This window comes from Pseudomonas sp. G11 (assembly GCF_029457515.1).
Classification (GTDB): Bacteria; Pseudomonadota; Gammaproteobacteria; order Pseudomonadales; family Pseudomonadaceae; genus Aquipseudomonas; species Aquipseudomonas gorinensis.
This window is the reverse complement of sequence record NZ_CP120377.1, coordinates 3,141,522-3,154,715: the sequence shown is the minus strand read 5'-3', so window position 1 is coordinate 3,154,715 and position 13,194 is coordinate 3,141,522. Positions and strand designations below refer to the sequence as shown.

The following is a 13,194-nucleotide window of genomic DNA, read 5'->3' as shown; positions in this document are numbered from 1 at the left end:
GAATGTCCCCTCGAAAAAGTGCGCCACTTTACCATATAGGTTCGGCAGCAGGGTTCGTCGGCCATGGACCCGCCTCTCACGGGCTCCGGTCTTTGGTAACGCAGGATTACGGTAACGCTTCGCGCCAGAAACGGCGTTGACTGCGCGCAACAGTCGGTGGCAGGAACGCCCCCAATTGCACACGCACAGCCCCTTGTTCAGCACTGTCATAAACCTGGGTACCCAGTGCCCGGTAGCGTTCCATCACCTGGGGGTGGGGGTGGCCGAACGCGTTGCCTCGCCCCCTGGAAATCAGCACCGCCGTGGGCGCCAGCCGCTGCACAAAGGGCCAGGACGAAGAACTGCGGCTGCCATGATGGGGCGCCTGCAACCAATCGGTCCGCACAGCCAAGGGCGAGGCAAGAAAAGCCCGCTCGGCGGCGCGATCAATATCCCCCGTGAGCAACATGCGCTCACCCTTGGCCTGGACCTGTAATACACAGGATTTCGGGTTACCACTAATAGCATCTGGCCACTGCCACAGTTCAAATGACACCCCATCCCACTCCCACTGTTCACCGCTGACACAGGGTTCAGTGCCGAGAAACGCCGGCAAGCCTCGTGTTTCGCCTCCGACTACCCGTCTGATCGGCAGCCCACGGGCAATAGCCGCCGCACCGCCGGCATGGTCGGCGTCGGCGTGGCTGAGCAGCATCATGTCCAATACCTCCACCCCGAGTTTTCTCAATGACGGCAATACCACACGCGCGCCAAGATCGACTTCCCCCGAGCGCGGACCCGCATCGTAGAGCAAGGTGTGATGACGGGTGCGCAGCACCAGCGCCTGCCCCTGACCGACATCCAGTTGCACCACCTCAACCTGCCCATGGGGCACCGGCTCCCGCGGCGGAAACACCGCCAACAACAGCATCGGCCACCCCATCGGTCGTAACGGTACGCCCCTGGGCAACAGCAGTAACACTGCACCCGCGACGCTCACCAGCCAATAGCCCATCGGCACCTCGGCCGGTATCCATGCCGGCAGGTGCCCGGCCAGCAACGCCAAGGCGCGGAACAACCCATCCAGCGCCCCACCCGCCAGCCATAACAGCCCCTCCCCCACAAAGGGCACCGCCACCAGCACAGTGCCCAACAATGCCAAGGGCAACACCACCAGGCTGATCCATGGCACGGCAAACAGGTTAGCCAACGGCGCGCTGAGACTGATGGGCAACCCCAGCACCAGCAACAGCGGAAACAGGCCGATCGCGATCAACCACTGGGGACGGGTCCAGGCTTGCCAGGCGCTCCACCGCCCCAAACGCCCACCGAATGCCAGCACCAATACCGCGACAGCCGCGAACGACAACCAGAACCCCGGCTGCAGGCTGGCCAAAGGCTCAAGGATCAGCACGCCATTAAATGCCAGTAACAATGGCCACCAGGCGCCCAAATGGCGAAAACGCAAACGCCACAGCAATACCAGCCCCACCATCACGCAGGCCCTTTGCACCGGCACTCCGAACCCCGCAAGCAGGCCGTAGCCCAGCGCGGCAGCAAATGCCAGGCCACACGCCCAAGGCAGCCACGGCCAGCAGGGGGGCCAGCAACCGTAGCGCGCCAGCAGTGTGACCAGCCCATAGATCAACCCCGCCAGCAAGCCAATATGCTGGCCGGATATCACCAGCAGGTGCACCGTACCGGTGTCCTGCAACACACGCCAATCCTCGGCGGCCAGCCCCGAGCCATCGCCCAGCACCAAGGCGGCCAGCCCGGCCTCGCGGCCTTGGGCATCCACCGCCATCAGTCGTTGGCGGACCGCGTCGCGCCAAGCGTTGCGCGCCGGCGCCAAACGCTCACCGTCTTTCACCGAGCCGGTGGCACCGATGCGCTGGGCCAACAGCCAGGCCTCATGATCAAAGCCATGGAAGTTGAGCACGCCGGATGGCCGCTTGAGCGTCACGGCCAAGCGCCAGCGCTCCCCACTGCGCACCGGTGGCCCGCCATGCCAGGCCACGCGAATACGCTTGGGTAAACGCGCCTTGGGGGACCGGCCGTCGGTCAGTTCGAAACGCACGCCCGTGCTGGTCTGCTGCGGCAACCCGGTCACCCGGCCCTCCACCCAGCGCGTCTGGCCATCGAGCGCCGGTTGCAGGCGGTCATCCAGCGCCCACTGCGCGCTGATGCACGCCCAACTCAAGCCCAGCAGAAAGAACGCCAGTGGGTGGCTGCGAAACGGCAGCAGCATCAACGCCAGCACGCACATGGCCAACACCCCCGCGGCAGGCGGCAACGCGGGTAAAAAACGCAAGGCGAGCAGCCCCAGCGCGAGCGCGAACATCCCTGTCTTCATGAATCATCCCTTCCAAGTGATCCACTCAGTCTTAGCCGGACACCGAGCAACGCCTATGATGTTTTGTCACAAAGTCTGAATTTTCTGTTTATAGAATGCGGGCATACTTGCCCCTCGAACTGACCTGGACCCCTTATGCCCCGGCGCTTATTCAAACGGTACATGCCCGACCCCACCAGTATCAGGGAACACAAGTCATTACAGTTTCTTGGCACCTTGCTGCATGACCCGAACCTCTGGCACCTGAACCGACACTCGGTGGCGCGTGCCATGGCCGTGGGTTTGTTCGCGGCGTTTATCCCGATCCCCTTGCAGATGCTGCTGGCTGCGGTGCTGGCAATCGCGGTGCGCGGCAATATGCCCATTGCCATCAGCCTGGTGTGGCTGACCAACCCGATCACCATGCCGGTGGTGTTCTTTTGTACCTACATGACCGGCGCCTGGCTGATGAATGTGCCGACGCGCAGCCTGCCCGATGACCTGACCTGGGAATGGATCAGCGGTCAGCTGAGCACGCTGTGGCAGCCGTTCCTGCTGGGTTCGGTGGTGTTGGGCCTGGTATTGGGTGCGCTGGCCTATTGCCTGACCATGATTTACTGGCGCTGGTGGGTCGCGCACCAATGGAAGAAACGCAAACAGCGCCGCGGTTAATCCGCGCGGGCCGGCAACCGCAGGTGCACGCGCAAGCCCTGCCCGGCGTTTTCCGCCCAGAGGCTACCGCCCTGGCGTTGCACGGCATTGCGCGCGATGCTCAAGCCCAGTCCGAAGCCGCCGTCGCCGGGGCGTGAACCCTCCAGCCGGGTGAACGGCGCAAAGATCCGTTCCAGATCGCCCTCATCAATTCCCCCGCCCTGATCTTCCAGCCACAGGTGCCAGTGCTCGCCATCACGGCGTCCATCAAGCCACACAATCCCGCCCACAGGGGAATGTCGTATGGCGTTGCGCAGGATATTTTCCAGCGCCTGGGCCAAGGCATTCAGGTTGCCGCGCACCCAGCAATCAGCCCCGACCACGCACGGCAGGCGCGTGGCTGGCCAGTCGCTTTCAAAACAGGCGTTCTCGCTGAGCATGTCCCACAGCGCTTGCACCTGGATGTTTTCCACAGGCAGCGGCGCCCGCTCGGTATCCAGCCAGGCCAGTTGCAGGCTGTCATCCACCAGGCGCTGCATGGCATCGATCTCCCGTCCCAGCCGCTCACGCAGTTGCGTCAGGTCTCGCTCACTGTCACAGGCCACCCGCAAACGGCTTAACGGCGTGCGCAGTTCATGGGACATGTCCCGCAGCAGTTGCCGTTGCACCACCACTGTGCCTTGCAGGCGCTCGGACATCTGGTCAAAGGCGCGCCCCAATTCGCCGAGTTCATCCTGGCGACTGGTGGCATCGTGGGACAGACGGGTATTCAATTGATCGGCACGCCAGGCGTTGGCCTGCTCGCGCAGCTGGTTGAGAGGCATGATCAGCAGCCGATAAAGGCCGATGCACAGCAACAGGGTAAACAGGCCTGGGATCATGCCATTGGTCACCACCCGCCAGAACAGCTGGTATTGCCCCGGCATAAAGCGTTGGGGCAGTTCGATGACCAGCGAGCCGACGCTGGGGTCGACGGGAAACGGCACCTTCATCCAGGGCAAGCCTTTGACATGGCGGCTGACCGGCCAATCCAGGCCGCGCAAAAAAGTCAGGCGCTGGCTTTCCTTATCGTTCAGTGGCGCGCTGCTGAGCGACTGCAGGTCATTGCCGATCACGCCGACCCAAGTGCTTTCACGCGTTGCCATCAATTGCAGCCAAGCATCCACGCCGGCACGCCCCTGGGTGCTGAAGGCCAACTCGGCACCCGCCGCGTAGCCCCTGAGAATCTCGCGGGACTTGTCCGCCAGGAAGGCGTTCTGCTCCTCCATGTACCGGCCCCACGACCAACTGAGCCAGATCATCAGCAAGCAGAAAGCAATCAGCAGGCACGCCAGCTTCCAGAATATCGAATGCTTGCCCGGAAGCCGCTGCAATGGCCGTTCAAACAGCTTCATCGTGACCGCTCAGTACATAACCCTTGCCCCACACCGTGCGCACTTCGCGCTCGCTGTAGCCGATGGCCTTGAGCTTGCGACGCATCTGGCTGATGTGCATATCGAGGCTGCGGTCGTGGGGTGCATAGCCGCGCTGCAACACATGTTGATAAAGGAAGGCCTTGCTCAGGACCTCTTCCCCGTTGCGGTGCAGGGTTTCCAGCAGACGGTATTCACTGCGGGTCAGTCCGGCCCACTGCGCCTGATAGACGACATCGCACAGCTCATCATCAAAGCGCAGGGTGCGTGCGTCGTCGCGCATCGCTTGCTGCGTCGGCAACGGCCGACGGTCCAAGGCCACGCGGCGCAGGATGGCTTCGATGCGCACCCGCAGTTCAATCATGCTGAACGGCTTGGGCAGGTAATCGTCCGCGCCCAGGCGAAAGCCGTTGATGCGGTCAGCCTCGGCGCCCAAGGCAGACATCAGGATGACCGGCGTCGCGTGATGCTGGCGCAAGTGCGTGAGGATCGACAAGCCATCCAGCCCCGGCAGCAAAATATCCATCAACACCACGTCGAACACTTGGCTACGCGCCAGTTGCAAGCCTTGCTGGCCGTTCTGGCACCAAGTGACCTGAAACCCGCAGCGCCCCAAATGCTCGTGGACGTAGGCACCGAGCACAGGGTCATCTTCGATGGTCAGGATATTGGGTAGGCTAACTGCCGCGGGATTCATTAGCGTCTGCAAGTCATTCTCAAATACTAATTATTCAAGATTACCCCGCCCCAGGCAATCGCCGAGCGGCGCGAAATGGCCTGAAGACTGCGATGTATCATTAATTTGCAAGATTCCAGGCCGCGCAAATGGCTACACTGCGCACGTGGCGCGGGCCGGATGCCCGCGCGGGACAATTGATTTCAGTGTGGAAGCAGGAGAGTGGCGTGCTTAGAAGAATGGGGATAAAAGGCCGCGTACTGTTGCTGACCTTGTTACCGACCAGCCTGATGGCCTTGTTGCTGGGGGGCTATTTCACCTGGATGCAACTTTCTGAGCTGCAAACCCAATTACTGCAACGCGGCGAAATGATCGCCGAACAGTTGGCACCGCTGGTCGCGCCGGCCCTGAGCAACAAGAACACCGACCTGCTGGAACGCATCGCCACCCAATCCCTGGAACAGCCCGACGTACGCGCCGTGTCCTTCTTAGCGCCGGATCGCGTGTCCATGGCCCACGCCGGCCCGACCATGCTCAACCAGCCGCCGACCGGCAACAGTTCCCACCTGTTGCAGCGCACCGGCAACGACGCCACCCGCTATCTGCTGCCGGTGTTTGGCCGTCATCGCAACCTGGCGGGCGACCTGATCCCCGATGAATCCGACCGCCTGCTGGGCTGGGTCGAGGTGGAACTGTCCCACAACGGCATGTTGCTGCGTGGCTATCGCAGCCTGTTCGCCAGCCTGCTGTTGATCGCTATCGGCTTGATCTGCACTGCCGCCCTGGCGCTGCGTATCAGTCGTACCATCAACTCGCCGATTGGCCAGATCAAGCAAGCCGTCGCCCAGCTCAAGGACGGCAACCTGGAAACGCGCCTGCCGCCGCTGGGCAGCCAGGAGCTGGACCAGCTCGCCTCAGGCATCAACCGCATGGCCGAGACCCTGCAGAACGCCCAGGAAGAATTGCAGCACAGCATCGACCAGGCGACCGAAGACGTGCGCCAAAACCTGGAAACCATCGAGATCCAGAACATCGAGCTGGACCTGGCACGCAAGGAAGCCCTGGAGGCCAGCCGTATCAAGTCGGAGTTCCTGGCCAATATGAGCCATGAAATCCGTACCCCGCTCAACGGCATCCTCGGTTTCACCCACCTGCTGCAAAAAAGCGAACTGACCCCACGCCAGTTGGACTACCTGGGCACCATCGAAAAATCTGCCGACAACCTGTTGGGCATCATCAACGAAATCCTCGACTTCTCGAAAATCGAGGCCGGCAAGCTGGTCCTCGACAGCGTGCCCTTCAACCTGCGCGACCTGCTGCAAGACACCCTGACCATCCTCGCCCCTGCCGCCCATGCCAAGCAGTTGGAATTGGTGAGCCTGGTGTACCGCGACACCCCGCTGGCGCTGGTCGGCGACCCGCTGCGTCTCAAGCAGATCCTGACCAACCTGATCAGCAATGCGATCAAGTTCACCCGTGAAGGCACCATCGTTGCCCGCGCGATGATCGAGGACGAACAGGAAGACAGCGTACAACTGCGCATCAGCGTGCAGGACACCGGTATTGGCTTGTCCAACCAGGATGTGCGCGCACTGTTCCAGGCGTTCAGCCAGGCGGACAACTCACTGTCGCGCCAGCCCGGCGGCACCGGCCTGGGCCTGGTGATCTCCAAGCGCCTGATCGAGCAGATGGGCGGTGAAATCGGCGTCGACAGCACACCGGGCGAAGGCTCGGAGTTCTGGATCAGCCTGAACCTGCCCAAGACCCGCGATGACGTCGAAGACCTGCCCTGTGCGCCGTTGCTCGGCCATCGCGTGGCGGTCCTGGAAAACCACGAACTGGCGCGCCAGGCCCTGCAACATCAATTGGAAGACTGCGGCCTGGAAGTCACCCCGTTCAATACCCTGGAAAGCTTGACCAACGGCATCACCAGCGCCCACCAGACCGAACAGGCGATCGACCTCGCCGTGCTCGGCGTCACCGCCAATGACATTCCGCCCGAGCGTCTCAACCAGCACCTGTGGGACCTTGAACATCTGGGCTGCAAAGTCCTGGTGCTGTGCCCGACCACCGAGCAAATGCTATTCAACCAGTCGGTGCCCAACCCTAACAGCCAGTTGCAGGCCAAGCCGGCCTGTACGCGCAAGCTGCGCCGCGCGCTGGCCGACCTGATCAGCCCGCGCCCATCGCGTAGCGAGCCGGGCGAGCCGTTGTCCAGCCGCGCACCTCGTGTGTTATGCGTGGACGACAATCCGGCCAACCTGTTGCTGGTGCAAACCCTGCTGGAAGACATGGGTGCCAAGGTCCAGGCGGTAGAAAGCGGTTACGCGGCCATCGAAGCGGTCAAGCAGGAAACCTTCGACCTGGTATTGATGGACGTCCAAATGCCGGGCATGGATGGTCGCCAGAGCACCGAGGCGATTCGCCAATGGGAAAGCGAGCGCAATGGCACGCCCCTGCCGGTGGTGGCCCTCACGGCCCACGCCATGGCCAATGAAAAACGCGCCCTGCTGCAAAGCGGTATGGACGACTACCTGACCAAGCCGATCAGCGAGCGGCAACTGGCCCAGGTGGTGTTGAAGTGGACCGGCCTGGCCCTGCGCAACCAGGGGCCGGAGCGCTCGTCCGACAATCTGGGGCCCGGCGTGCAACTGCTGGTGCTCGATCACGAGGAAGGCTTGCGCCTGGCCGCCGGCAAGACTGACTTGGCGGCGGACATGCTCGCGATGCTGCTGGCATCCCTGGAAGCCGACCGCCTGGCCATCACCGTTGCCCGCGAGGCCAACGACAACCATGCCTTGATCGAGCGCGTCCACCGCCTGCATGGCGCCACGCGCTACTGCGGCGTGCCGCAACTGCGTGCTGCCTGCCAACGTGCCGAAACCCTGCTCAAGCAGGACGATGCCAAGGCCGTGGCCGCGCTGGACGAACTGGACATGGCCATTGCACGACTGGCCAGTGAAGCGCGGGTCAGTGTCTGATCCACCTTAATGCAGGGAGCTATTCAATGCGCATCATCCTTTTCAGCAGCCAGGCCTACGACCGCGACAGTTTTCTCGGTGAGCCCTTGCCCGCGGGCCTGGAACTGCAATTCCAGCCGGCCCGCCTCAACCTCGACACCGTCGCCCTGGCCGAACACCACGAAGTGGTCTGCGCCTTCATCAACGACGATCTCAGCGCCCCGGTGCTGGAACATTTGGCCCGCGGCGGCACGCGCCTGATCGCCCTGCGTTCGGCCGGCTATAACCATGTCGACCTGGCCGCCGCCAAACGCCTGGGGCTGACCATCGTGCGCGTCCCCGCCTACTCGCCTCACGCCGTGGCCGAACACGCCGTGGCATTGATCCTTGCCCTCAACCGCCGCCTGCACCGCGCTTACAACCGCACCCGCGACGGCGATTTCAGCCTGCACGGCCTGACGGGCTTCGATCTGGTGGGCAAGACGGTGGGCGTGGTCGGCACCGGGCAGATCGGCGCGACGTTCGCCAAAATCATGGCCGGTTTCGGCTGCACACTGCTGGCCTACGACCCCTTCCCTAACCCGCACGTCCTGGCTCTTGGCGCTCGCTATGTGAGCCTGCCCGAGCTGCTGGCCCAGGCGCAGATCATCAGCCTGCATTGCCCGCTGACAGCCGACAGCAAACACCTGATCAACGCCCGTTCCCTGGCGCAGATGCAACCCGGTGCGATGCTGATCAATACCGGACGAGGCGGCCTGGTGGACACCCCGGCGCTGATCGAAGCGCTCAAGGAGGGCCAACTCGGCTATCTGGGGCTGGACGTGTACGAGGAAGAAGCCCAACTGTTTTTCGAGGACCGCTCGGACCTGCCCTTGCAGGACGACGTCCTCGCCCGCCTGCTGACCTTCCCCAATGTAATCATCACCGCGCACCAGGCCTTCCTCACCCGTGAAGCGCTGGCGGCGATCGCCGGCACCACCCTGGCCAATATCGCGGCATGGGCCGACGGCCGGGCACAAAACCTGGTCGAGGGATGATCAGCGGTCACATACCCGGCTCATGATCGAGCGGCACCCGTGATAGGATGCCGCGCCTATTTGGAGGATCCATGGCCGAACACGATTTCCGCTTCAGCTTGCTGAGCCCGCAACACACCCTGATCGAATGCCGCGCCTTGGTGCCGGGCCGTTACCAGGTCACCGGCAACGGGGGCTCGATCAAGCATGGCGACGTACTGATCGTCACCCTGCGCGGCAGTAAAACCCTGTCGATGCGCCTCACCGTCGAAGGTGATGCGCGCTACTCCATCCGCCCGGCGGGCCAATGGGTTGCCATGGCCCAGGGGCCGAAATTCGGCGAGCTGGAGATTCACACCTGGAAGGTCAACTGCGACAGCTGCGACGCTGTGCTGGAGTTTGAATTCGCGGTGGAAACCAAACTGACCAAGGAGCCGCTGCAGCCGGCCGCCAACGCGCGCATTGCCGAGTTAGGCTGGACCCACGAAGGCGACAAACACCGCTGCCCGAAATGCCAGCAGGCTGCGCAATGAAAGGCCCGCTTCTGCTCGCCGTCCTCGGTACGGCATTGACAGGCTGCGCCGGCGACACGGCCAAGCTCAAGCAGGATCACAGCTACGTGGTGGAATGGATTGGCGAGCGGCCGCTGATGGATTACGCCCACCTCACCGTCACCCTGGGATCTGACGGCCGTGCCTATGGCAACGGCGGCTGCAACCATTGGTTCGCGCCGTACACCGTCAAGGGCGACAAGCTCAGCTTCGGCAAGCTCGGCAGCACCCGCAAACTCTGCGCCGAGGCATTGATGGAGCAGGAACACCGCTTCTTCCAGGCCCTGCAAGGCGTCGAGCGCTGGGATATCTCGCCGATCGAACAGACCCGCTTCTGGCCGGCCGAAGGCAAGCCCATTCGCCTGTGGCTCGAAGAGGGTTGAACCCCCAATCTATGGATTGATGGGATCCAAATGTGGGAGGGGGCAAGCCCGAACGCCAGTCAGTTAAGGCTTTTTGTAGGAGCGAGCTTGCTCGCGAAAAACTCACAAACGCCGCGTTCATTCAGGAAACACGCGTTATCGTTGACGTTTTTCGCGAGCAAGCTCGCTCCTACAGAAGGCGATGTAGGCTTAACTGACTGGCGTTCGGGCTTGCCCCCTTCCACATTTTGAAGTGTTGCTTTAACCGCGCAGGGCCTTAAGTTTGGCGAGCACCCCTTCCGCCGTCTGCTCGCCCATCAACTGCTCACGCACCTTGCCCTTGTCATCGATGATGTACGTCACCGGCAACGCCTCGCTGCGCGGAATATCGAAGATCCCATCCGGGTTCTGCGCCAGCACCGTGAACTTGATGCCCAGCTTGTCACTGGCTTCCTTCAGTTCCGCACCCTGCACATTGTCGAAATTGACCCCGAACACGCCGACGTTCTGCCCTTTCAATTGTTCTGACAAGGCGTTGAGCTCCGGAATTTCAGTACGGCAAGGGCCACACCATTCCGCCCAGTAATTGACCACCAACCATTGCTTGTCCAGGCGCTCGGCCGCAACCTTCTGGCCGTACTGGTCAACGCCATAGTCATTGCCGCAGCCGCTGAGCAGCAGGGTTGTGATGATCGCCAATGCACCGATCAGTCGCCTTGTCATGGGGTAATCCTTCGCAAAAATGAACGTTCACTGCGACCTATCGCCTCTTACGGTTTAAGGACGGGCCGCAGCGCAGGTAGAATACCCGCCACCTTACGCAAGATGCGACCCGCACATGACAGATCTGACGCTTTATCACAACCCGCGCTGCTCGAAATCCCGCGGTGCGCTCGAACTGCTCGAAGCGCGCGGCCTTGCCCCCACCGTCGTGCGCTACCTCGAAACCCCGCTGGACGCCACACAATTGAAGGCCCTGCTGGCCAAGCTGGGCGTCAGCGCACGTCAATTGCTGCGCACCGGCGAAGATGAATACAAGGCCCTGAACCTGGCGGATGCCAGCCTGACTGAAGCCCAGTTGATCGCCGCCATTGCCGCGCATCCAAAGTTGATGGAGCGCCCGATCCTGGAAACCGCCGACAAGGCCATCATCGGCCGCCCGCCAGAGAACGTGCTGGAGATCCTGCCGTGACGGCGCCGTATGTGCTGGTGTTGTATTACAGCCGCAATGGCTCGGTCAGCGAAATGGCCCGGCATATTGCCCGAGGCATAGAGTTGGGCGGACTGGAAGCGCGCTTGCGCACCGTGCCAGCCATCTCCACCGAATGCGAAGCCGTGGCGCCGAGCATTCCCGATGAAGGCGCACTCTATGCGAGCCTGGATGACCTCAAGCACTGCTCGGGCCTGGCGCTGGGCAGCCCGACACGCTTCGGCAACATGGCCGCACCGTTGAAATACTTTATCGACAGCACCAGCAACCTGTGGCTCACCGGCGCCCTGGTCGGCAAGCCGGCGGGTGTATTCACCTCCACCGCCAGCCTGCACGGCGGCCAGGAGACCACGCTGATGTCGATGCTGCTACCGCTGCTGCACCACGGCATGCTGATCACCGGCCTGCCTTACAGCGAACAGGCACTGCTCGACACCCAGGGCGGCGGTACGCCTTATGGCGCCAGCCACCACGCCGGGCCCGACGGCAAGCGCCTGCTCGACCCCCATGAAATTGCGCTGTGCAAGGCCCTTGGCCTGCGCCTGGCAAAAACCGCGGCACTGTTGGAGAACGGCCGTGGCCAGGAAGCCTAAGGTCCTGCCCCCACAGGCGTGGCTCGAACCGCGGGTCAAGGTCGCGCGCGCCCTGAGCCTGTTGGCGTTTTTCGGGTTGGTGGGGTTGCTGTGCATTTACTACCTGTTCGTGGCCGACCTGCATGGCGCACGCCCATGGGTGATCCTGCTGATCGAACTGGTGCCGCTGCTGGTACTGGCGCCGGGAATGCTCATCGGCAGCGCTCGCGGGCATTCGTGGATGTGCTTTGTGGTGAATTTGTATTTCATCAAGGGCGCGCTGGCGGCGTATGACCCGAACCGCCAGTGGTTCGGCGTTCTGGAAATGCTGGCGAGCCTGGCGCTGTTTTGTACGGCGCTGCTGTATGTGCGTTGGCGGCACCAACTGAATCGCCGGCTGGCCGAGTAACGCGGGGCAAGCGGGCTTGTGGTGGCGAGCGGGCTTGCCCTAATGCCGTTCAGTTAAGGCTTTTTTGTAGGAGCGAGCTTGCTCGCGAAAAACTCACAGGCGCCGCGTTGATTCAGGAAACACGCGTTATCGTTGACGTTTTTCGCGAGCAAGCTCGCTCCTACAGAAGGCGATGTACGCTTAACTGAACGGTATTAGGGCTTGCCCCGCGTTGGGCTGCGAAGCAGCCCTGACCCAGGCGCCGCATTCTTTCAGGCAGAACCAATTAGCCGGTCTTAGGGCCGCTTCGCAGCCCAACGCGGGGCAAGCCCGCTCGCCACAACAAGCGGACTCGCCACATTAAAAAACCGGCTCAATGGTTGACGGTGTACGCCAACATCATCGACAACTGGCACATTGGCCGCCCACTCTCGGCATGCCACTGGTTGAACGCGCCCTGCACCGTCGCCAAGTCGCGCAGGCTGGTCGGCGCCTTGTCGACAATCTTCTGCGCATTCAATGCGGCGACCACGTCATCACTCGGCACAAACGTGTCCTTGCCCACCATGCGCAGGAAGCGCGGTGCCGACAGCCCACCCAACTGATGGCCGTGCTTGCTCAGGTACTTCCACAAGCCGACGATATCGGTCACCGGCCAATCGGCGATAAACGCACCGAAGCTGCCTTTCTCCTGCTCGATATCCAGGATCATCTGCGCATTGCGCGGCACACTCTTGAGCTTGCCCAGGTGGCGGATGATACGGGTGTCCTGCATCAGGCGCTCGAGGTGCTCAGCGCCCATCAGCACGACTTTTTCCGGGTCAAAACCGAAGAATACCTGCTCGAACGCCGGCCATTTGGCGTCCACCACACTGTGCTTGAGCCCGGCACGGAATACACGAAGCGCCAGGGTCGACAGGTAGCGATCATCACTGATCCTGCGCAATTGCGCCGGGGTCTTGGGCACTGGCAGGTGCGCCTCCAACTCGGCCGCCGAACCGAAGCGATTCAGACAGTATTCGTGCAGCCACTTGTAATCGCGCATGCCCTCTCCTGGAAATTGAAATGAAAACGGCGCCCGTGAG

At 62.4% G+C, this 13,194-nt stretch carries 13 protein-coding genes; 8 read left to right on the top strand and 5 right to left on the bottom strand.

Annotated elements, in window-relative coordinates:
• Positions 1-106: 106 nt before the first annotated feature.
• Positions 107-2,332: a DNA internalization-related competence protein ComEC/Rec2 gene (locus tag P2T68_RS14615; RefSeq protein ID WP_227496811.1), complete on the bottom strand. Its 2,226-nt coding sequence runs from the start codon at positions 2,330-2,332 to the stop codon at positions 107-109.
• A 135-nt stretch (positions 2,333-2,467) separates the two neighbouring features.
• Between P2T68_RS14615 and P2T68_RS14610 the strand changes: the two genes are divergently transcribed.
• The gene (locus P2T68_RS14610) at positions 2,468-2,983 is read left to right on the top strand and encodes a DUF2062 domain-containing protein (RefSeq protein ID WP_168233404.1); all 516 of its coding nucleotides are present in this window, start codon (positions 2,468-2,470) and stop codon (positions 2,981-2,983) included.
• Here P2T68_RS14610 and P2T68_RS14605 read toward each other — a convergent pair.
• Together P2T68_RS14605 and P2T68_RS14600 are read right to left on the bottom strand one after the other, a co-directional pair.
• Entirely contained in the window at positions 2,980-4,356 is a 1,377-nt protein-coding gene (locus P2T68_RS14605; protein WP_150055036.1) for a sensor histidine kinase, read from the bottom strand. The genes P2T68_RS14610 and P2T68_RS14605 overlap by 4 nt on opposite strands.
• Positions 4,343-5,071 carry a response regulator transcription factor gene (locus P2T68_RS14600; RefSeq protein WP_102625480.1) on the bottom strand — a complete coding sequence of 243 codons (729 nt, stop codon included), beginning with the start codon at positions 5,069-5,071 and terminating at the stop codon, positions 4,343-4,345. Before P2T68_RS14600 ends, P2T68_RS14605 begins: the two co-directional genes overlap by 14 nt.
• A 206-nt stretch (positions 5,072-5,277) precedes the next feature.
• Here P2T68_RS14600 and P2T68_RS14595 point away from each other — a divergent pair, with 206 nt between their 5' ends.
• From P2T68_RS14595 to P2T68_RS14580, 4 genes are all read left to right on the top strand, one after another.
• Positions 5,278-8,031: a response regulator gene (locus tag P2T68_RS14595; RefSeq protein ID WP_024076137.1), complete on the top strand. Its 2,754-nt coding sequence runs from the start codon at positions 5,278-5,280 to the stop codon at positions 8,029-8,031.
• A 26-nt stretch (positions 8,032-8,057) separates the two neighbouring features.
• Positions 8,058-9,047: a 2-hydroxyacid dehydrogenase gene (locus P2T68_RS14590; RefSeq protein ID WP_024076138.1), complete on the top strand. Its 990-nt coding sequence runs from the start codon at positions 8,058-8,060 to the stop codon at positions 9,045-9,047.
• 71 nt (positions 9,048-9,118) lie between these two features.
• On the top strand, positions 9,119-9,559 hold the full coding sequence (locus P2T68_RS14585; RefSeq protein ID WP_024076139.1) for a hypothetical protein: 441 nt from the start codon (positions 9,119-9,121) through the stop codon (positions 9,557-9,559).
• Positions 9,556-9,960 (top strand): META domain-containing protein, encoded by a 405-nt coding sequence (locus tag P2T68_RS14580; RefSeq protein WP_277379509.1) that lies wholly within the window; start codon positions 9,556-9,558, stop codon positions 9,958-9,960. The genes P2T68_RS14585 and P2T68_RS14580 overlap by 4 nt, the downstream gene beginning before the upstream one ends.
• Positions 9,961-10,200: 240 nt before the next feature.
• On the opposite strand, the gene P2T68_RS14575 is transcribed toward P2T68_RS14580, so the two are convergent.
• Positions 10,201-10,662, bottom strand: coding sequence for a TlpA disulfide reductase family protein (locus P2T68_RS14575; protein WP_024076141.1), 462 nt, complete (start codon positions 10,660-10,662; stop codon positions 10,201-10,203).
• 115 nt (positions 10,663-10,777) lie between these two features.
• On the opposite strand from P2T68_RS14575, the gene arsC reads away from it, so the two are divergent.
• Genes arsC through P2T68_RS14560 form a run of 3 tightly spaced genes read left to right on the top strand, consistent with a single transcriptional unit; the run spans position 10,778 to position 12,130 of the window.
• Positions 10,778-11,131 carry an arsenate reductase (glutaredoxin) gene (arsC, locus tag P2T68_RS14570; RefSeq protein ID WP_024076142.1) on the top strand — a complete coding sequence of 118 codons (354 nt, stop codon included), beginning with the start codon at positions 10,778-10,780 and terminating at the stop codon, positions 11,129-11,131.
• On the top strand, positions 11,128-11,742 hold the full coding sequence (gene wrbA, locus P2T68_RS14565; RefSeq protein ID WP_024076143.1) for an NAD(P)H:quinone oxidoreductase: 615 nt from the start codon (positions 11,128-11,130) through the stop codon (positions 11,740-11,742). The genes arsC and wrbA overlap by 4 nt, the downstream gene beginning before the upstream one ends.
• Entirely contained in the window at positions 11,726-12,130 is a 405-nt protein-coding gene (locus tag P2T68_RS14560; RefSeq protein ID WP_024076144.1) for a DUF2069 domain-containing protein, read from the top strand. The genes wrbA and P2T68_RS14560 overlap by 17 nt, the downstream gene beginning before the upstream one ends.
• A gap of 352 nt (positions 12,131-12,482) precedes the next feature.
• On the opposite strand, the gene P2T68_RS14555 is transcribed toward P2T68_RS14560, so the two are convergent.
• Entirely contained in the window at positions 12,483-13,154 is a 672-nt protein-coding gene (locus P2T68_RS14555) for a DNA-3-methyladenine glycosylase I (RefSeq protein ID WP_102625108.1), read from the bottom strand.
• Positions 13,155-13,194: the final 40 nt, after the last annotated feature.

Excerpts from the sequence above, each read along its gene's own strand:
- P2T68_RS14580 (WP_277379509.1), top strand. The coding sequence starts at position 9,556 with ATGAAAGGCCCGCTTCTGCTCGCCGTCCTCGGTACGGCATTGACAGGC.
- P2T68_RS14555 (WP_102625108.1), bottom strand. The coding sequence starts at position 13,154 with ATGCGCGATTACAAGTGGCTGCACGAATACTGTCTGAATCGCTTCGGT.
- P2T68_RS14610 (WP_168233404.1), top strand. The coding sequence starts at position 2,468 with ATGCCCCGGCGCTTATTCAAACGGTACATGCCCGACCCCACCAGTATC.
- P2T68_RS14590 (WP_024076138.1), top strand. The coding sequence starts at position 8,058 with ATGCGCATCATCCTTTTCAGCAGCCAGGCCTACGACCGCGACAGTTTT.
- arsC (WP_024076142.1), top strand. The coding sequence starts at position 10,778 with ATGACAGATCTGACGCTTTATCACAACCCGCGCTGCTCGAAATCCCGC.
- P2T68_RS14615 (WP_227496811.1), bottom strand. The coding sequence starts at position 2,332 with ATGAAGACAGGGATGTTCGCGCTCGCGCTGGGGCTGCTCGCCTTGCGT.
- P2T68_RS14575 (WP_024076141.1), bottom strand. The coding sequence starts at position 10,662 with ATGACAAGGCGACTGATCGGTGCATTGGCGATCATCACAACCCTGCTG.
- P2T68_RS14585 (WP_024076139.1), top strand. The coding sequence starts at position 9,119 with ATGGCCGAACACGATTTCCGCTTCAGCTTGCTGAGCCCGCAACACACC.
- P2T68_RS14605 (WP_150055036.1), bottom strand. The coding sequence starts at position 4,356 with ATGAAGCTGTTTGAACGGCCATTGCAGCGGCTTCCGGGCAAGCATTCG.
- P2T68_RS14600 (WP_102625480.1), bottom strand. The coding sequence starts at position 5,071 with ATGAATCCCGCGGCAGTTAGCCTACCCAATATCCTGACCATCGAAGAT.